Source organism: Jannaschia marina, assembly GCF_013404595.1.
Classification (GTDB): Bacteria; Pseudomonadota; Alphaproteobacteria; order Rhodobacterales; family Rhodobacteraceae; genus Jannaschia; species Jannaschia marina.
Window position 1 is genome coordinate 553,734 of the sequence record NZ_JABVAX010000001.1, and the last position, 18,731, is coordinate 572,464.

Annotated in this window: 17 protein-coding genes, 1 tRNA gene and 1 riboswitch; of the genes, 9 read left to right on the plus strand and 9 right to left on the minus strand. The window is 68.4% G+C overall.

Annotation, left to right across the window (positions count from 1 at the left end; all coding sequences use genetic code 11):
• Positions 1-56: 56 nt before the first annotated feature.
• From HSX43_RS02870 to HSX43_RS02880, 3 genes are read left to right on the plus strand one after another with little or no spacing between them, the layout of a single operon-like run.
• Positions 57-530 carry a PaaI family thioesterase gene (locus HSX43_RS02870; protein ID WP_179378570.1) on the plus strand — a complete coding sequence of 158 codons (474 nt, stop codon included), beginning with the start codon at positions 57-59 and terminating at the stop codon, positions 528-530.
• A gap of 3 nt (positions 531-533) precedes the next feature.
• Positions 534-731, plus strand: coding sequence for a hypothetical protein (locus HSX43_RS02875; protein ID WP_179378571.1), 198 nt, complete (start codon positions 534-536; stop codon positions 729-731).
• Positions 728-1,132, plus strand: a complete 405-nt coding sequence (locus HSX43_RS02880; protein WP_179378572.1) for an ACT domain-containing protein — start codon at positions 728-730, stop codon at positions 1,130-1,132. The genes HSX43_RS02875 and HSX43_RS02880 overlap by 4 nt, the downstream gene beginning before the upstream one ends.
• A gap of 4 nt (positions 1,133-1,136) precedes the next feature.
• On the opposite strand, the gene HSX43_RS02885 is transcribed toward HSX43_RS02880, so the two are convergent.
• Complete coding sequence (locus HSX43_RS02885; protein ID WP_179378573.1) at positions 1,137-1,862, minus strand: DsbA family protein; 726 nt, start codon at positions 1,860-1,862, stop codon at positions 1,137-1,139.
• Between the two features lie 157 nt (positions 1,863-2,019).
• Between HSX43_RS02885 and HSX43_RS02890 the strand changes: the two genes are divergently transcribed.
• Positions 2,020-4,023 carry a protein-disulfide reductase DsbD family protein gene (locus tag HSX43_RS02890; protein ID WP_179378574.1) on the plus strand — a complete coding sequence of 668 codons (2,004 nt, stop codon included), beginning with the start codon at positions 2,020-2,022 and terminating at the stop codon, positions 4,021-4,023.
• A gap of 6 nt (positions 4,024-4,029) precedes the next feature.
• On the opposite strand, the gene HSX43_RS02895 is transcribed toward HSX43_RS02890, so the two are convergent.
• A complete protein-coding gene (locus HSX43_RS02895) occupies positions 4,030-4,554 on the minus strand; it encodes a gamma-glutamylcyclotransferase family protein (RefSeq protein WP_179378575.1) in 525 nt (174 codons plus the stop codon).
• Between the two features lie 54 nt (positions 4,555-4,608).
• A riboswitch (glycine riboswitch) is annotated at positions 4,609-4,698 on the plus strand.
• Between the two features lie 109 nt (positions 4,699-4,807).
• Here HSX43_RS02895 and gcvT point away from each other — a divergent pair.
• From gcvT to gcvP, 3 genes are all read left to right on the plus strand, one after another.
• Positions 4,808-5,917 carry a glycine cleavage system aminomethyltransferase GcvT gene (gene gcvT, locus HSX43_RS02900; protein ID WP_179378576.1) on the plus strand — a complete coding sequence of 370 codons (1,110 nt, stop codon included), beginning with the start codon at positions 4,808-4,810 and terminating at the stop codon, positions 5,915-5,917.
• Between the two features lie 15 nt (positions 5,918-5,932).
• The gene (gcvH, locus tag HSX43_RS02905; RefSeq protein ID WP_179378577.1) at positions 5,933-6,292 is read left to right on the plus strand and encodes a glycine cleavage system protein GcvH; all 360 of its coding nucleotides are present in this window, start codon (positions 5,933-5,935) and stop codon (positions 6,290-6,292) included.
• Positions 6,293-6,364: 72 nt separating this feature from the next.
• Entirely contained in the window at positions 6,365-9,196 is a 2,832-nt protein-coding gene (gene gcvP, locus HSX43_RS02910) for an aminomethyl-transferring glycine dehydrogenase (protein ID WP_179378578.1), read from the plus strand.
• A 1-nt stretch (position 9,197) separates the two neighbouring features.
• Here the strand turns inward: gcvP and HSX43_RS02915 are convergent, their stop codons facing one another.
• Positions 9,198-10,418 (minus strand): DUF2254 domain-containing protein, encoded by a 1,221-nt coding sequence (locus HSX43_RS02915; RefSeq protein ID WP_179378579.1) that lies wholly within the window; start codon positions 10,416-10,418, stop codon positions 9,198-9,200.
• 104 nt (positions 10,419-10,522) lie between these two features.
• On the opposite strand from HSX43_RS02915, the gene HSX43_RS02920 reads away from it, so the two are divergent.
• Positions 10,523-10,598, plus strand: a tRNA-Ala gene (locus HSX43_RS02920).
• A gap of 56 nt (positions 10,599-10,654) precedes the next feature.
• On the opposite strand, the gene rsgA is transcribed toward HSX43_RS02920, so the two are convergent.
• The 6 genes from rsgA to HSX43_RS02950 all read right to left on the minus strand — a co-directional run bounded on the left by rsgA (position 10,655) and on the right by HSX43_RS02950 (position 17,574).
• Positions 10,655-11,728 carry a ribosome small subunit-dependent GTPase A gene (gene rsgA / locus HSX43_RS02925; protein WP_179378580.1) on the minus strand — a complete coding sequence of 358 codons (1,074 nt, stop codon included), beginning with the start codon at positions 11,726-11,728 and terminating at the stop codon, positions 10,655-10,657.
• 231 nt (positions 11,729-11,959) lie between these two features.
• Positions 11,960-12,898, minus strand: a complete 939-nt coding sequence (locus HSX43_RS02930; RefSeq protein WP_179378581.1) for an ABC transporter substrate-binding protein — start codon at positions 12,896-12,898, stop codon at positions 11,960-11,962.
• A gap of 35 nt (positions 12,899-12,933) precedes the next feature.
• On the minus strand, positions 12,934-13,902 hold the full coding sequence (locus HSX43_RS02935; RefSeq protein ID WP_179378582.1) for an ABC transporter permease: 969 nt from the start codon (positions 13,900-13,902) through the stop codon (positions 12,934-12,936).
• Positions 13,899-15,395, minus strand: a complete 1,497-nt coding sequence (locus tag HSX43_RS02940) for a sugar ABC transporter ATP-binding protein (RefSeq protein WP_179378583.1) — start codon at positions 15,393-15,395, stop codon at positions 13,899-13,901. Before HSX43_RS02940 ends, HSX43_RS02935 begins: the two co-directional genes overlap by 4 nt.
• Positions 15,392-16,519 carry a Gfo/Idh/MocA family protein gene (locus HSX43_RS19540; protein ID WP_179378584.1) on the minus strand — a complete coding sequence of 376 codons (1,128 nt, stop codon included), beginning with the start codon at positions 16,517-16,519 and terminating at the stop codon, positions 15,392-15,394. Before HSX43_RS19540 ends, HSX43_RS02940 begins: the two co-directional genes overlap by 4 nt.
• Positions 16,516-17,574: a sugar phosphate isomerase/epimerase family protein gene (locus HSX43_RS02950; RefSeq protein WP_179378585.1), complete on the minus strand. Its 1,059-nt coding sequence runs from the start codon at positions 17,572-17,574 to the stop codon at positions 16,516-16,518. Before HSX43_RS02950 ends, HSX43_RS19540 begins: the two co-directional genes overlap by 4 nt.
• Before the next feature lie 109 nt (positions 17,575-17,683).
• Here HSX43_RS02950 and HSX43_RS02955 point away from each other — a divergent pair, with 109 nt between their 5' ends.
• A complete protein-coding gene (locus HSX43_RS02955; RefSeq protein ID WP_179378586.1) occupies positions 17,684-18,682 on the plus strand; it encodes a LacI family DNA-binding transcriptional regulator in 999 nt (332 codons plus the stop codon).
• The last annotated feature ends 49 nt before the right edge of the window (positions 18,683-18,731 follow it).

Sequence of the window (18,731 nt, forward strand, 5' to 3'; positions counted from 1 at the left end):
CCCCACCAACGGGGCGGTTACTGTCCCCGGAAAGCGCGCCTTTCCGGGGATCTTTCATGTTCGCGACCACGTCATCTGGGCTTGCCAACCGCGAGACGCTTTTGTCGATGTCGGGCCTCGCCTTCATGGAGGCGATGAAGGACGGCACCCTGCCGCATCCGCCCATTGCCCAGGGTCTCAACTACCGTGTCGATGTCGTCGAGCCGGGCCGCGTGACCTTCGTCGGCGCGCCGTCCTTCGCCCATTGCAACCCGATGGGCACGGTCCACGGCGGCTGGTACGGCACGCTCCTCGACAGCGCGATGGCCTGCGCGGTGATGACGACGGTGCCGCGGGGCAGTTTCTACACGACACTCGAATACAAGGTGAACCTCGTGCGCAGCATTCCCCTCGATACGGAGATCGTGGCCGAGGGCGTCGTGCAGCACGGTGGCCGGTCGACCGGCGTGGCGGAGGGCACGATCCGGGGGCGGGCGGACGGCAAGCTCTACGCGACGGGCTCGACCACCTGCCTGGTGATGGCGGGCTGACGCATGGACCTGCGGGCAAGGATCGAAGCGAGCTTCGCGCGGCAGGGTATGATGCGCACCCTCGGGGCGGAGCTTCTCTCGGTCGAGGCGGGCGAGGTCAGGGTCGGTGCGGACGTGACGGAAGGCAGCGCGCAGCAGCAAGGGGCGGGCCACGCGCAAGTGGCCACGGCGCTCGGCACGATGGTTCCGGTCCGGGCATGACGGGTGAGCGCGACATCGACGTCCTGATGGCGACGCTGGAACCGGTCCTCGACCCGGAAATCTGGGTTTTCGCCACGCTGACCGACCGGGCGCGCGCCCACGACATCGAGGCGATCCTGCGGTTCGAGGAGGCGGAGGGCACCACGCTCGTTGTCACGGAAACCACGGCGCAGAGTGAGGGTCTGGACGCCGTCTTCCGGTCGCGGCGGATCACGCTGAACGTGCACTCGGCGCTCGACGCGGTGGGGTTCCTCGCGCCGATCGCGACGCGTCTGGCGGCGGCTGGGATGGGTGTGAACCCGGTTGCCGGGTTCTTCCACGATCATCTGTTCGTGCCGGCCGACCGGGCGGAGGATGCGATGCACATCCTTCACGAGATGCGGGACGCCGCGCGGCGCTGAGGCGTCAGCCCTCCTCGCGCGCCGCGTCGACGATGCTCTGCAGGCGGTCGGCATCCACGAAGCCCGGCACCAGCGTTTCGCCGATGACGAAGCTCGGCGTGCCGGTGAAGCCAAGAGATTGCGCCAGCTCGCGCGTCGTGGCGAGGTGTTCCTCCACCGCGTCGCTGTCCATGTCGAAGCGCAGCTTCTCCGTGTCGAGGCCAAGCTCCGTCGCGATCTGCATCACGCTCGCCTCGTCGATGCGCGCGGAACTACTCATGAGCGCCTTGTGCATCTCGTCGTACTTGCCCTGCTCGCGGGCGGCGAGTGCGGCGCGGGCTCCGAAGATCGAGCCTTCCGACAGGATCGGCCATTCGCGGTAGACGATCCGGACGTCGGTATCCGCGGCCAACAGCGCTTCGACCTCGGGGCTGGCGCGGCGGCAGAAGCCGCAGTTGTAGTCGAAGAACTCGATCAGGGTGACGGAGCCGTCGGGGTTCCCCGCGACCGGGGCGTTCGGATCGTTCTCCAGCACGTCGCGGCTCGACGACAGCGTCGCCTCCGCCTGAGCCTCGGCATCGGCCGCGTCGCGCGCGCGCAGGATCTCGACCGCCTCCATGATGATCTCCGGGTTTTCCAGGATCGCTTCGAGTGCGAGCTTCTTGACGTCGTTGGGCGTCAGCTCCTGCGCCGTCGCGGGAAGCGGGACGGCGAGCGCGGCAAGGAGGGGCAGGGCGAGAAGGGGGCGCATCGGTTGTCCTTTGCGAGGGATGGGTCACGTGTTCGTGAAAAGGTGACGTGCCCGGCCACCGGGTGCAACCGGGCCCGAGCGGGACAGATGGTCACGTTCCCGTCAAATAGGCGCGCTGGCGCTCGCCCCCGCCCGGCGTCTCGCCTATTCGTCCGGCATGTTGCGCGCGCTGTCCTTCCTGCTCTGCTTGGCCGCCGGCCCCCTTTCGGCCGCAACCTCCGAGGTGGCCCAGGGCAATGTCGCGACAGCCCGGCTCATTTCCGCCGAGAACGGCATCGGACCGGGCGGCGAGACGATTTCGGCCGGGCTCGACGTGCGTCTCGAAGACGGCTGGAAGACCTATTGGCGCAGTCCGGGAGAGGTCGGCCTCCCGCCCGAGCTGAACTGGGAGGGGTCCGAGAACATCGCGTCCGTCGAACTCGCCTATCCCGCCCCGACGCGCTTCGTGGCCTTCGATATCCAGAATTTCGGCTACGGCGAGGAGGTCGTCTATCCGCTCACCGTCCGCCTCGAAGAGCCGGGCGCGCCGGCGCGCCTGTCGCTCAGCGCGACGCTTCTCGTCTGCGAGGAGATTTGCGTGCCCGAAACGCTGGACCTCGTGCTCGACCTCCCCGCCGGCGGAGGGCTCGACGCGGAGGCGGCGGCGCGGCTGGCCGACTGGATCGCACGGGTGCCCGGCGCGGGACCAGAGGCAGGCTTCGCGCTCGATACCGTGCATCTCGACGAGACCGCGCTGACGGTGAAGGCCCGTGCCGATGTGCCCTTCGCAGACCCCGACATCTTCCCGGAACAGGGCGACTGGGCATCCTTCGGGGCCCCTGAGATCACGCTCGCCGAGGGCGGGCGCGCGCTCCATGCGGTATTGCCGGTCATCGCGCCGGGGCAGGGCGATCTGGCTCTCACTCTGGTGGATGGCGACCGGGCCGCGACCCTGCCCGCGACGCTTGCCGCGAGCCCGCCGCCCGCTCCGGCGACGGGCGGCGGGCTCGCCTGGACCCTCCTGATCGCGGCGCTCGGCGGGCTCATCCTCAACGTGATGCCCTGCGTCCTGCCGGTGCTGTCGATGAAACTCGCCGGGGCACTGCAGGCCCGCGACCGCCCGCTGCGACAGGTGCGCGCGGGCTTCCTCGCCTCGGTCGCCGGAGTGCTGACGTTCTTCGTCGGTCTGGCCGGCGTGATCGTCGCGCTCAAGGCCGCGGGCGTGTCGGTCGGCTGGGGCGTGCAGTTCCAGCAGCCGGTGTTCCTCGCGCTGATGATCGGCCTGATCGTTCTCTTCGCCGCGTCGATGTTCGGCTGGCTGGCCTTCGGCCTGTCGTCCGACGCGATGACGCGGATGGCGCGGACGGAGGCGCGCGGTGGCCTCGGCGGCGACTTCGCGACGGGCATGTTCGCGGCGGTCATGGCCACGCCTTGCTCGGCCCCCTTTCTCGGCACGGCGGTCACCTACGCGCTGACCCGGGGCGCGGTGGAGACCTTCGCCGTCTTCGCGGCCATGGGCGCGGGGCTGGCGCTCCCGTACCTGCTCGTCGCGCTCAGACCCGCGCTGATCCGGCACTTGCCGCGCCCGGGGGCCTGGATGCGGACGGTTCAATACGTCCTGGGCGGGCTTCTCCTGCTGACGGCCGCGTGGCTCGTGACCGTGCTGGCGGCGACTGCCGGCTGGCGCGTCGCTGGCGTGGTCGGGGGGCTTGGGCTGGGTCTGCTCGGGACGTTGGCCTGGCGGCGCGGATCCTGGTCCCTGGCCGCGACGGGCCTTGCCACTGTGACGGCGGCGGCGCTCCTGCTGCCGGTGGCGGAGCGGGGTCCGGGCGCGGTGGACGCGGGCTGGGAGGTCTTCGCGATGGATCGGGTCACCGCCGAGGTCGCGGCCGGGCGCGTGGTCTTCGTCGACGTGACGGCGGACTGGTGCCTGACCTGCAAGGCGAACAAGCGCCTCGTCCTCGACGGCGAGACCGTCTCCGCGGCGCTTGCGCAGACCGTCGCGCTGCAGGCCGACTGGACGCGGCCCGACGCGGCGATCGCCGCCTACCTGCAGTCGAACGACCGCTTCGGCATCCCCTTCAACGCGGTCTACGGCCCCGGCGCGCCCGACGGCATCGTCCTGCCGGAGCTCTTGACCGAGGCGGCGGTTCTCGACGCGCTCGACCGCGCCGGGGGCTGACGCGGCTCAGGCGCGGCGCTGTCGCATCCGCTCGACATAGCGGTCGACCAGCGCCATCTCCTCGGCCGACAGCGTTTGCGCGCGGGGATATTCGGGGGCACCCCTGTCGTTACGGATCGGCGTCTCCCATCCGGCGGTCGTGTCGAAGAACCGGGCCACGCCCTCTTCGCCGAACTCCCGCAGGAAGCCCTGCACCACCACGTCGAGATAGCTCTGCAGGATCGGGCGCGGCCCGTCTGCCGGGCCATGCAGGTCGTGCGGGATATGGTAGATCTGCGGCCCTTCGGGCAGCTTTGCGCGCAGATAGCCCGTCTCCCGTAGGTCGAGCGCGGCCCAGTCGCCCATGGGCACATCCGCCGAAAGACCCTCGATGACGCTGCCCTCGCAGGGTTCCCCGGTCAGGAAGGACACGTGGTTGATCGGCGTCGCGCGCCAGACCCTGCGCCAGCCTGCTACGCGCATCCGTTTCGCGCCCGGGTAGACGTGCGTCTGCCGGTTCACGAGGCTGCCATATCCGAAAAAGCGATTCATCGTCGCCTTCCGTAATCTTCCCTTGCCTGCGGGTCGAGTGTTTCGTATCGGAAACATGCACGCCCGGGAGACTCTGTCGTACCGACAGGGCCGAAGGAGCAACCGCCCCGGTAAACTCTCAGGCAAACGGACCTGGCGTGCGAAGAACTCTGGAGAGTGCCCCCATGCGGGGCCGCCGAAGGGATAGCGATCTCAGGCGAAAGGACAGAGGGGGCATCGAAGCGGGCCGGTCCGGCCCCATGGAGGTGCCGTGATGTCCGACCCGATCGACCTGCCGCTTGCGGCGCTTCACACCGAACTTGGCGGCAAGATGGTACCCTTCGCGGGCTATTCCATGCCGGTGCAATACTCGCTTGGCGTGATGGCGGAGCATCTGCATGTGCGCGCGAAGGCCGGGCTCTTCGACGTGTCGCACATGGGTCAGGTGATCCTGCGCGGGACGGGCGCGGCGGCCGCGCTGGAAGCACTGCTGCCGATCGACGTGATCGGGCTTTCCGAAGGACGGCAGCGCTATGGCCTTCTGATGCTGCCCGACGGAGGCGTGGCCGACGACCTCATGGTGGCGAACCGGGGCGATCACCTCGTCGTCGTCGTGAACGGCGCGATGAAACACGCCGACATGGAGATCCTGCGTGCGGGGCTGCCGGACCTCTCGGTCGAGCTGCAGGAGGATCGCGCGCTCCTTGCCCTGCAGGGGCCCGCGGCCGAGGGCGTGCTCGCCGCCCTCGTCCCCGATGTCGCCGCGATGCGGTTCATGGATGTCGCCACCTTCGACTGGTCGGGCACAGACCTCTGGGTCAGCCGGTCGGGCTATACCGGCGACGACGGTTACGAGATTTCGGTGCCGGTCGCTGAGGTCGAGGCGCTGGCCCGTGCGCTCCTGTCGCATGAAGATGTCGAGCCCATCGGCCTCGGCGCGCGCGACTCGCTCCGGCTCGAGGCGGGGATGCCGCTTTACGGACAGGATCTGACGCCAGAAATCTCTCCGGTCGAGGCGGGCCTCGGCTGGGCGATCCAGAAGGTCCGCCGCACGGGGGGCGAGCGTGCCGGCGGCTTCCCCGGAGCCGACCGCGTGTTACGCGAGTTGGCAGAGGGCACCGCGCGTCGCCGAACGGGCCTCCTGCCGCAGGGCCGCGCACCGATGCGCGCCGGCGTGATGCTCTACGATGCGCCCGGTGCGGTCACTCCCGTGGGCACCGTGACCTCCGGCGGCTTCGGCCCGTCGGTGGGCGCACCCATAGCGATGGGCTATGTTCTCGCGGGGGCGGCCGCCGGCGCGACGCTTTACGGTGAGGTCCGCGGCAAGCGGCTGCCGGTCACCGTGGCCGACCTGCCGTTCCACACACCCCGATACAAGCGCTGAAGACCAGGAGGTTCCATGAAGTACACCGAAGATCACGAATGGCTCGACAACGACGATGGCGTCGTCACCGTCGGCATCACCGAACATGCCGCGACGCAACTCGGCGACGTCGTCTTCATCGAGCTGCCCGAGGTCGGGCGCACGGTGACGAAGGGCGAGGAGATCGTGGTGATCGAAAGCGTCAAGGCAGCCTCCGACATCCTGTCGCCGCTCGACGGGGAGATCACCGAGGTGAACGAGGCGCTGTCCGATACACCGGGTCTGGTGAACGAGGACGCCGAAGCGGCGTGGTTCTTCAAGATGACGACGACCACCCCCGAGGAGATGGACGGCATGATGGACGAGGATGCCTACAAGGACTTCGTGGGCGACTGAGGCACCGCCCTCGCCGTGCCCGCAGGGCGGGTCGAACCCCGCCCTTACCTTCGCGAAAACCCGGAGCGACCGATGCCCCTGACCGACTACGACACCTACGATTTCGCCAACCGCCGCCATATCGGGCCCTCGCCCGACGAGATGGACGAGATGCTCTCCGTCGTCGGTGCCGACAGCCTCGACGCGCTCATCGACGAAACTGTGCCGAAGTCGATCCGGCAGGCCGAGCCGCTGCCCTGGCCGCAGATGACCGAACACGCGATCCTCGGGCGGATGCGGGCGCTGGCCGCGAAGAACCGGGTGACCGTGTCGATGATCGGGCAGGGCTATTCCGACACGGTGACGCCGCCCGCGATCCAGCGGAACATCCTCGAAAACCCGGCCTGGTACACGGCCTACACTCCCTATCAACCCGAGATCGCCCAGGGCCGGCTCGAGGCGCTGCTGAACTTCCAGACGATGGTGAGCGACCTGACGGGCCTGCCCGTCGCCAACGCCTCGCTTCTCGACGAGGCCACGGCCTGCGCCGAGGCGATGGTCATGGCGCAGCGGGTGGCGAAATCGAAAGCCACCGCGTTCTTCGTGGACGAGAACTGCCACCCCCAGAACATCGCGGTCATGCGCACGCGGGCGGAGCCCTTGGGCATCGACCTGCGGGTCGGTCCGATTTCGGAGCTCGTGCCCGGCGACGCCTTCGGCGCGATCTTCCAATACCCGGACACGACCGGGGCATTGCGCGACCTGACGCCCCAGATGGAGGCGCTCCACGCCGAGAAGGCGCTCGGCATCGTGGCGACGGATCTGCTGGCGCTGTGCCTGCTGAAGGAGCCGGGCGCGATGGGGGCCGACATCGCCGTCGGCTCCGCGCAGCGCTTCGGCGTGCCGCTGGGCTACGGCGGTCCGCACGCCGCCTTCTTCGCCTGTGCCGATGCGTACAAGCGGTCCATGCCCGGCCGCATCGTCGGCGTGAGCGTTGACAGCCATGGCAACAAGGCCTACCGCCTGAGCCTGCAGACGCGGGAGCAACACATCCGACGGGAAAAGGCGACGTCGAACGTCTGCACCGCGCAGGCGCTGTTGGCCGTGATGGCGAGCTTCTACGCCGTCTTCCACGGGCCGAAGGGCCTGCACCACATCGCCACCCATGTTCATGCCCACGCCGTTGCACTCCGCGATGCGCTTCGCGGGGCCGGGTTCGAGGTGGCTGCGGGGTCAATCTTCGATACTCTGACGGTCCACGTCGGGCCGATGCAGGGCGTCATCTGGCAAGCGGCCCGGGCCGCCGACATCACGCTGCGCCGGGTTGGCACCGATCGGCTGACCATCGCCTGCGACGAGGTGACGGACGCTGACATCCTCGCCCGCCTGCTCGGGGCCTTCGGTGTGGACGATGTGCCGGAGCCGCGCACCGACATTCCCGCCGATCTGGCCCGCACGACAGAATACCTGACCCACCCGATCTTCCACATGAACCGGGCCGAGGCCGAGATGATGCGCTACATGCGTCGTCTGGCCGACCGCGATCTCGCGCTCGACCGCGCGATGATCCCGCTCGGCTCCTGCACGATGAAGCTGAATGCGGCCGTCGAGATGATGCCCGTCACCTTCCCCGAGTTCGGGCGCATCCATCCCTTTGCGCCCGCCGAGGATGCTGCCGGTTACCGCGAGATGATCGAGGAGCTCTCCGACCGGCTCTGCGTCATCACCGGATACGATGCGATGTCGATGCAGCCGAACTCCGGCGCGCAGGGCGAATACGCGGGGCTTCTGACCATTGCCGCCTATCACGCCGCCAACGGTCAGGAGAACCGGCGCGTCTGCCTCATCCCGACCTCGGCCCATGGCACCAACCCGGCTTCGGCGCAGATGGCGGGGATGAAGGTGGTGATCGTCAAGGCGGCGGAGAACGGTGACGTCGACCTCGACGACTTCCGCGCCAAGGCCGAGGCGGCGGGCGATGACCTCGCCGCCTGCATGATCACCTATCCCTCGACCCATGGCGTCTTCGAGGACACCGTGCGCGAGGTCTGCGAGATCACCCATGCGCATGGCGGGCAGGTCTATCTCGATGGGGCGAACCTGAACGCCATGGTCGGCCTGTCGAAGCCCGGCGAGATCGGCGCGGACGTCAGCCACCTGAACCTGCACAAGACTTTCTGCATCCCCCATGGCGGCGGCGGCCCGGGCATGGGGCCGATCGGCGTGAAGGCGCATCTGGCCGCGCATCTTCCGGGCCATCCCGAAACGGGTGGCGCGACCGGGCCGGTTTCGGCCGCGCCCTTCGGCAGTGCGTCGATCCTGCCGATCTCCTATGCCTACGTGATGATGATGGGCGGCGCGGGTCTGACCCAGGCGACGAAGGTCGCGATCCTCTCGGCGAACTACATCGCGCGCCGGCTCGAAGGGGCCTACGACGTGCTCTATAAGGGGCGGAACGGGCGGATCGCGCACGAATGCATCCTCGACACCCGCCCCTTCAAGGAGGCGGCGGGCGTCACCGTCGATGACGTGGCGAAGCGGCTCATGGACAATGGATTCCACGCGCCCACGATGTCCTGGCCGGTGGCCGGTACGCTGATGGTCGAGCCGACCGAGAGCGAGCCAAAGCCCGAACTCGACCGCTTCATCGACGCGATGCTTGCCATCCGCGAGGAGGTGTGGGCGATCGAGACCGGCAAGATCGACGCCGTGAACAATCCGCTCAAGAACGCGCCGCATACGATGGAGGATCTCGTCCGCGACTGGGATAGGCCCTACACGCGCGAGGCCGGGTGCTTCCCGCCGGGGGCCTTCCGGGTCGACAAGTACTGGCCGCCGGTCAATCGCGTCGACAATGTCGCGGGCGATCGCAACCTGATCTGCACCTGCCCGCCGGTCGAGGACTACCTGGAGGCGGCGGAATAGGTCACGGGGCCGCGGCGCGCACGGTGTCGCGGTCTTCCTGCAAGGCGAGCGCCGCATCCGATCGCTCCAGCGCGCGGACGGAAATGCGCTCGGCGGCCAGGCGCATTTCCGGGTCTTCGTGATCCATCAGCCGTGCGAGCGCGGCTTGCAGGGCGTGCTGCACTTCGACGAGGGTGGCCCCGTCGCGCGCGATGCGGTCGAGCGCGACTTCGACCGCTTCGGTCGGCGAGGTCCGCGGCACCCTCAGGCCGGGCAGCGGATCCTCGGCCTCGGCCCCCGTCCAGAGGTGCAGGAGGCGCGACTGCCGCTTGATGACATCGACGGCCGTCTGGGGGTCGTTCAGGCCGGGTGAGAGTGCACGCTGGCCGATTTCCGACATGACCTGCAGTCCGAAGATCGGATCCTGGTCGAAACTGCGAAGGTCCCCGACCACGATGTCGTCGAGCAGCTCCTCGTCGTCGACCTGCGCCGCCCCGACGCGCAGGACGGGGTCGCCCGGCCCCACCCAGTCGCCCGGCCGGACGAGAACGTCGACTTGGCCCTCGGGGCCCGCGTGCTCCGAGAGCTTCTCGAAGTCGACGTAGCGCACGTAGCCGAATTCCTGCGCCGCGACGGGGCGGCCGCGGGCGGCCTCGTCGGTCGGGATGGTGGCGCAGCCGAAATTCGGGTTCGCCGCCATCGTTTCCATTGCCGCCCGCGTCGCGGCCTCGACCCGGCCCGTCGTCTTTTCCATCGACCCGAGGGCGGCGAGTTGCTGCACCCAGCGGATGAGCGCGACGATGACGGCCAGGAGGACGAGGATCGTGGTGCCGTAGATGATGGGGAAGTCCTGCGCGTCATAGGCCCCTGCATTCACCAGCACCCGGGACACGATGGCGAAGACGAACGCCCCGATGAAGGTGGCGAGTACCCGCTGCGTGCGCCCGTCCTCCCGCAGGAGGCGGTGGGAACGCGGCGTCGCCTGGCTTGCGGCAAACTGGTGTGCGGCCACCATCACCGACAGGGAGAAGGTCGAGACCGTCAGCATCGAATTGGTCAGGACCGAGAGGAGCTGCAAGGTCGGATCGCGACCCATGAGATCACGCAGGCTATCGGGCATCAGCGGCCCGAGGAGCGGTGCGAGCCCGGCGCTCGCGACGGCGAGCAGGGAGTAGAGAGCGACCCGCACCCAGACCTGACGCAGCAGATCGCGCAGGAACCACAGGCCTTTGGACAACGTCATTACATCGGAACTCCGGGTTATGCCCGGAGTAACGCGCAGGCCCGCGATTCGGGTCCGCCCATCCGCTTGACACGCCTTTCGCCCGCCGCCATACGCGTCGCGTTGGGGTCGTAGCTCAGTTGGTAGAGCGCGTCGTTCGCAATGACGAGGTCAGGGGTTCGATTCCCCTCGGCTCCACCAGGTTTCTTCCTGATGCCCGACGAACGGCCCGCCGCCCGAAGGCGACGGACCAGGCCTCACCGCCTGTTCGGCTTCTCCTTCATCACGCGCCGCACCATCCGAGTGAAGTCCCTGTCGCTGGCCCGGCGCTCCGCGAGGGACGCCGCATTGAACCGCTCCTCCGCCTGAAGCTTGCGCCACCGGGCCAGTCGCGCGGCATCGAGCGTTCCCTCCGCGATGGCCGCCCGGACGGCGCATCCGGGCTCGCTTTCGTGGGCGCAGTCGCGGAAGCGGCACTCGGCGGCCAGCGTCACGAGGTCGGCAAAGAGATTCCCGATCCCGTCGGCGACATCGGTCAGGCGCAACTCCCGCATGCCCGGCGTATCCAGCACGCAGCCGCGGCCCGGGATGCGGTGCAATTGGCGCGCCGTGGTCGTGTGGCGGCCCTTGGCGTCGTCTTCCCGGATGCCCTGCGTCGCGAGGGTGGCCCGCCCCAAGAGCGCATTCGTCAGGGTCGATTTCCCCACCCCGGAGGAGCCGAGGAAGGCGACGGTTCGCCCGGGCTTCGTCCAGGGGGCGAGCCGGGTGTCCGGGTCCGTGCCCCGCGCGTCGAGCGTGACGACGGGGACCCGCTCCGAGATCACACCGGCCTCGGCCGCGTAGCGGTCCGCGTCTTCGGCCAGGTCAGCCTTCGTCAAAAGGATGACCGGGTCGATCTCGGCCTCGAAGGCGAGGGCGATGTAGCGTTCCAGCCGTGCAACGTTGAAGTCGGCGTTGCAGGAGGTAACGACGAAGAGCGTGTCGATATTGGCGGCGATCAACTGGACCTGCCGTCCCGTTCCGGGCGCGCGCCGCCGGAGGAGACTGCGCCTTTCGAGGAGTTGGCTGTCGCCCGGGCGCTCCGGATCGAGGAGGAGCCAGTCGCCCACGGTGGCATCGGGGCGCGGGGGCAGGGTGGTCTCGATCCCGTCGCCGGCGACGGTCAGGCCGCTGCGCTGCACCTCGGTCACGCGGATCGGCGGGCGGGCGTCGAGGTCGCCGCTTTCGATCTGCGAGGCGAAATGGGGATGCCAGCCGAGGGCGAGCAAGGGGTTTGCGGTGGCGGGCGTCTGCGCCGCCTTGGGAAAGAACTGGGAATAGTCCCGTGTCATCGGATCTGCTTTCATGTCGTGCCGTGCGGGCACTGGTCAGTGTGAGGAGCACAGTAAGACCCTCGCCACGCGGGCGAGTGCGGCGGTCGATCTGCACCGGGAGGACATCGGCCTCCCCACATTACCGGGACATGAAGACTCCGTGTTGGGTGCTGTGGGCCTAGCAGGCCCGGTCGCCAACGCAAAGGGCCGCCCCCGAAGGTGCGGCCCCCGTGTTGCAATCCCGTCCGATCAGAACGGGCTGTCGGGGTAGTAGAACTCCATCGCGTTGTCCTGCGTCACGAGGACGGAGCCGATGGTGAAGGTGCCCGCGACGGGGGCGGTCGAGGTCAGGCCCACGGCCGTCATCTCGATCGCGGTGGCGATCATCGAGGGCGGATAGGTGACGTTCGCCGGGATCATGGTGTCGCCGTCCGCTGTGCGCTTGATCATCTCCTTCATGCCGGCCCCACCCAGCACGAATTGGATGTCGTCGCGCCCCGCCGCCTCGATCGCGGCCAGCACGCCGATCGCCATGTCGTCATCCGAGGCCCAGACGGCGTCGAGCTCGGGGTGCTTCGACAGGAAGTCCTGCATGACGGTGAAGCTGTCGTCGCGGTTCCAGTTGCCGTGCTCCATGTCGAGGATCTCGATGCCCGAACCTTCGATCGCCGCCTGGAAGCCCTCGACCCGCTCGTTGTCGATGGTCGTCGGGATACCGCGCAGGGCGACGATCTTGCCGCCCTCGGGCAGGGCCGAAACCATGTATTCGCCCGAGACGCGGCCGAAGCCGGGGTTGTCGCCCGCGACGTAGAGATCCTCGATCCCTTCCTGCGCCAGGCCACGGTCCACCACGGTGACCCACGCCCCGCTGTCGGCGACGGCCTTCACGGGGCTCGTCAGCGGCTCGCTCTCGAAGGGCAGGACGACGAGCGCGGAGATGTTGCGCGTGGCCAGCATGTCCTCGATGTCGTTCACCTGCTTTGACGGGTCCGAGGCGGTCGCGAGCACGAAGTCGAGCTCGGGATAGACCTCCTCCAGTCGATCCACGGCCTCCTGCGCGTGGAAGTTCATGCCGCCGGCCCAGCCGTGGGTCGCCGCCGGGATCGAGACCCCGATGACCTTCGTGTCCTGGGCGAGCGCGGGCAGGGCCGTCGCGGCCATCAGGGTCGCCAGTGCGAGATGTTTCATGGTCTTTCCTCCCTTGGTGTGTCCCGGGGGCCTCCTCAGCTCCCGGCTTTGCGTTCCCGCTGCAGGATCACGGCGAGAATGATGATGACCCCCTGGATCGCCCCGTTGAGATAGGGACTGACCCCGTCGGTCAGGTTCAGGATGTTGTCGATGAGGCTCAGGATCAGGACGCCGATCACCGTGCCCCAGACGCGGCCGAAGCCGCCCTTGAGCATGGTTCCCCCGATGATGACGGCGGCGATGGCCTCCAGTTCCCACAGGACGCCCGTGCTGCTCGACGCGGAGCCGAGGCGGGGGACATACATGATCGTCGCCACCCCAACGAGGAGCCCGAGGAAGACGTAGGTCAGCATCCTCACGCGGTCCACGTTGACCGATGAATAACGCGCCACCTGATCGTTCGAGCCGACGGCCGCCGCGTGCCGCCCGAAGGCCGCGCGCCGCATGACGATCTCGCCGGTGATGGCGACGAGGGCGAAGACGATGATCGGCCAGCTGATGCCGAGGATGCCGCCGAAGTAGATCGGCCGGATCACGGTGCGCATCCCGAAGTCGAGCGAGAGCGTGCCGCCGTCGGCGAGCCAGGTCACGAGGCTGCGGTAGATGCCCATGGTGCCCAGCGTGACGATGAAGGCCTCGATCCGCATGGTCGTGATGAGGAAGCCGTTGACGAAGCCCGCCACCGTCCCGGCCAGAAGCGCGGCCAGTATTCCGACGAGGACGAGCGCGACGCCCGGCCCGAGCGTCGGCAGAAGCCCGTTCATCACGAGGATCATCAACCCCGCGATGAAGGCCGCCATGGACCCGACGGAGAGGTCGAGCCCTCCGGACGTGATGACGAAGGTCATGCCGACCGCGATGATGCCGATGAAGGCCGAGCGCGAAAGGACGTTGGTGACGTTGCCCGCGCTCAGGAAGTTCGAATTGAGCAGCGCGCCGACCACGATCAACGCCACCAGGGCGAGGATCGGGCCCAATACGCGCAGGTCCAGCTTGGCCATCATGCTGCGGCCCCCTTCAGCCCATCGAGCCCCGTGGCGAGGCGGATGATGCGGTCTTCGGTGATGTCGTCGCCCGAAAGCTCGCCCGTGATGCGGCCCTCCCGCATCACGAGGACGCGGTCGGAGAGGCCGATGACTTCCTGCATCTCCGACGAAATGACGATGATGGATTTGCCCTCGGCGGCGAGGGCGTGGATGAATTCGTAGATCTGTTGCTTGGTGCCGATGTCGATGCCGCGCGTCGGCTCGTCGATGATGACGATCCGGGGTTCGGCCAGCATCGTCTTGGCCAGAAGCAGCTTCTGCTGGTTGCCGCCCGAGAGGTTGCCGACGTCCACGCCCCGGTGCGGCGCACGGATGTCGAAATCCGCGATGGCCTTGGTCAGCGCTGCGTCTTCGGCGGACTCGTCGATCAGGAGGCGGGTGAAGTCCGACAGCGATTGCAGCGTCAGGTTCTCGCGCATTCCCTTGCGCAGCAGCAGGCCGCGTTCCTTGCGGTCTTCCGTCAGGTAGGCGACGCCCGCGTCGAGCGCGGCGCGCGGGGTCTGGAAGGACGCGGGCCGACCGTCGACGGCGATGTCCGCCGTTGCCGTCCGCAGGCCGACGAGGCCCTCCATCGTCTCCGTCCGGCCCGAGCCGATCAGGCCGGCGAGCCCCAGGATCTCCCCGACGCGCAGTTCGAACTCGATGTCGCGCGCATGGCCCGGCACCTGGAGATTGCGCACGCTCAGAACCACCTCCGATCCCACGGGTCCGGCCCGCTCGGGGTAGAGCGAGGAGACGTCGCGCCCGACCATCGCCGTCGCCATGTCGTCCTCGCTGAGGTCCGCCGTCGCGTGCTGACCCACGACGCGCCCGTCCCGCAGGATCGTCACGCGGTCCGAGATACGCTTCACCTCGTCGAGCTTGTGCGAGGTGAACAGGATCGCCACGCCGTCCGCGCGCAGCCGGTCGACCTGCGTAAAGAGGCTCTCGGCCTCCCGCTCGGTCAGCACGGCGGTCGGCTCGTCCATGATGAGGACGCGCGCATCGCGCGACAGAGCCTTGGCGATCTCCACCATCTGCTTGTCGGGGTTCGAGATGTCGCGCACGGTCGCCGTGGGCGCCACGTTGCAGTCGAGCCGCTTCAGGAGCGCGGCCGCCTTCTCGCGCATCGCCGCCTTGTCGAGGAGAAACCCGCGTTTCAACTCGTGGCCGAGGAAGATGTTCTGCTCGACCGTCAACTGCTCGGCGAGGTTGAACTCCTGGTGGATCAGCACGACGCCCCGTGCCTCCGCATCCTGGCTGCCCGCGAAGGTGACCGGCGCGTCGTCGAGCGCGACCTTACCGGCCGTCGGCGCGAGATAGCCCGATATGATCTTCATCGTCGTCGACTTGCCGGCCCCGTTCTCGCCGATGAGGGCATGGACCTCGCCTGGCTGCAGCGTGATGCCGATGCCGTGCAGCACCTGCACGGCTCCGAAACTGCGGTCGATCTGCGAAAGGGTAAGCTTCACAGATCGACCCAGGCTGCGTTCCGGCGGGAGGACCGGACGCAGGCGTCGATGAACTGCACGCCCTTCAGGCCATCCTCCACCGTCGGCAGCAGATGCGCGGGGGTCTTGCCGTCGCGGTGCGCCACGATCAGATCCGCCGCCTGATCGTAGAGGTTGGCGAAGCCCTCGAGATAGCCTTCGGGGTGGCCCGGGGGAATGCGGCTGCCGGTGGTCTCGGTGAAGCCGGCACCGCCGCGGGTGAGCTTGCACTTCGGCTCGCCGAAGGGTGTGTGCCAAAGGTAGTTCGGGTCTTCCTGCGCCCACTCCAGCCCGCCGGTCTCGCCGTAGACCCGCAGGCGCAGCGCGTTCTCGTTGCCCGGCGCGACCTGGCTCGACCAGAGCATCCCGCGGGCCCCGCCCGCATAGCGGAGCAGGACGTGCACGTTGTCGTCGAGCCGTCGGCCCTCGACGAAGGTGTGCAGGTCGGCGGCAAGGCTCTCGGCCTCGAGCCCGGTCACGAAGCCCGCGAGGTTGTAGGCATGGGTGCCGATGTCGCCCACGCAGCCGCCGGCACCAGAACGCTCCGGGTCGGTGCGCCATTCGGCTTGTTTGAGCCCCTCGGTCTCGGCGGCCTCGGTCAGCCAGTCCTGCGGATATTCGACCTGAACCACCCGGATCTTGCCGAGTGCACCGGACGCCACCATGTCGCGGGCCTGCCGCACCATCGGGTAGCCGGTGTAATTGTGCGTCAGCACGAACAGCGCGTCGGATTTCCCCGCCACCTTCACCAGCTTCTTCGCGTCGGGCAGTGTCGAGGTCAGCGGCTTGTCGCAGATGACATGGATGCCGCGCTTCAGGAACTCGCGGGCGGCAGGATAGTGGACGTGGTTCGGCGTCACGATCGCGACCGCCTCGATCCCGTCTTTCAGCCGCGCCTCGCGCTTGGCCATTTCGGTGAAATCGCCGTAGCAGCGCTTCTCGTCGATCCCGAGCTCCGCGCCGGAGGCTTTTGACTTGTCTGCCGTTGAGGAAAACGCTCCCGCCACCAATTCGTATCGGTCGTCCAGTCGCGCGGCGATGCGATGGACGGCCCCGATGAAGGCACCGGCCCCGCCGCCGACCATGCCCAGACGGATCCGGCTCATCGGTCGATCCCCAACATCCGGCGGTTGGCCGCGTCGTCGGCCCCGCCGTCGGCGAAGTCGTCGAAGGCCTTGTCGGTAACGTGGATGATGTGCTGGCGGACGAACTCCGCCCCCTCGCGCGCCCCGTCTTCCGGATGCTTGAGCGCGCATTCCCATTCGACCACGGCCCAGCCGTCGAAATCATTGGCCGCCATCTTGGAGAAGACCGCCCCGAAATCGACCTGACCGTCGCCGAGGCTGCGGAAGCGCCCCGCGCGGTCCACCCAGCTTTGATAGCCCCCGTAGACACCCTGCCGCCCGGTCGGATTGAACTCCGCGTCCTTGACGTGGAACATCTTGATGCGGTCTCGGTAGATGTCGATGTTGTCGAGATAGTCGAGACACTGCAGCACGTAATGCGACGGATCGTAGAGCATGTTGCAGCGGGCGTGATCGTCGACCCGCTCGAGGAACATCTCGAACGTGACACCGTCGTGCAGGTCCTCGCCGGGGTGGATCTCGTAGCAGACGTCGATGCCGTGTTCTTCGGCATGGTCGAGGATCGGCCGCCACCGCTTCGCCAGCTCGTCGAAGGCGGCCTCCACGAGGCCCGCCGGGCGCTGCGGCCAAGGGTAGACATAGGGCCAGGCCAGCGCGCCCGAAAAGGTGACGTGCTGATCGACGCCGAGGTTGCGCGACGCGGTGATCGCCATCTTCACCTGATCGACTGCCCATTCCTGCCGCGCCTTCGGGTCGCCGTGGACGCTCGGGTCGGCAAAGCCGTCGAAGGCGGTATCGTAGGCGGGGTGGACGGCGACGAGTTGGCCCTGGAGGTGGGTCGAGAGGTCCGTCACCTCGATCCCGTTCTCCGCCGCCTGACCCTTGAAGGTGTCGCAGTAGTCCTTGCTCTCGGCGGCGGTCTTCAGGTCGAAGAGCCGCCCTTCCCAGCTCGGCACCTGCACGCCCTCGTAGCCGCAATCGGCGGCCCACTTCGTGATCGCATCCCAGGAATTGAACGGTGCGTCGTCGCCGGCGAACTGCGCCAGGAACAGGCCGGGGCCCTTGATCGTCTTCATGCTGTCCTCCCGCGTCGGCCGACCACTCCCCGAGTCGGCGCGTTCATGTAATCGTTTACATAGGCGCTTTCGGCTGGCAATTGTTTTTATCCGAACCAGACAGGCGCGAATGAAACCGACCGCACGTATCGCAGATGTCGCCCGCGCCGCAGGCGTGTCGACGGCCACCGTCAGCCGCACGCTCTCTTCGCCCGACCGGGTGGGCAAGGAGACGCGGGACAAGGTGCTGCGCGCTGTCGAGGCGATCGGATATCGCGTCAACGCCGCCGCGCGCGATCTGCGTTCGCGCCGGGCGCGGGCGATCACCGTTCTGGCCCCGAACCTCGCCAACACCTTCTTCAGCCGCATCTTCGCCAGCGTGCAGGAGGTGGCGGGCGCTGCCGGCCTGACGGTGCAGATCTCCGACAGTCTGGTCGAGGGAGAGCGTCTTGCCGTTTTCGGCCGCGACGGGCGATCCGACGGCATCCTGCTCTTCGACGGCGGGCTCGACGCGGAAATGGTGACGGGATGGGGCGTTCCGGTCGTCATGGTCTGCGAGTGGATCGACGCGGCCGATCTGGCCTGTGTCGGCACCGACAATGCCGGCGGCCTCGGCCTCGCCGTCGACCATCTCGTCGCCCTGGGTCACCGGCATCTGGCCTTCGTGGGCGGACCCGCGTGCAACGTCCTCTCGCGCGAGCGGTTGCGGGGGTTCCGTGAGGGGCTCGCGCGCCACGGGTTGACCGCCGACCCGGCGAGCCTGCTGTCCGGCGACTTCACGATGGAAAGCGGCGCGCGGGCCGCTCGGGTCTGGGCCGCGCAGCCTGCGCGGGCGAGCGCGGTGATCTGCGCGTCCGACGAATGCGCCTTCGGCTTCATCAGCGAGGCGGATCGGATGGGCCTGCGCTGCCCCGCCGATGTGAGCGTCGTAGGGTTCGACGACGTGGAGTTCTCGGAGCGCTATATCCCGCCGCTCACGACCGTCCACCAGCCGCGTGCCGCCCTCGGCCGGCAGGCCGCCGAGATGCTGATCGGGGGACTTCGCGCCGGCGGCACGCTCGCGGCGGCGCGGCACGTCCTGCCCTCGCGCCTGGTGGTGCGCGGCTCCACGGCCCCGCCGCCGGATTGACCTTCGCGGCCCGCTGACGCAGTGTTATGCCGCAATGCAGCATCGGTGG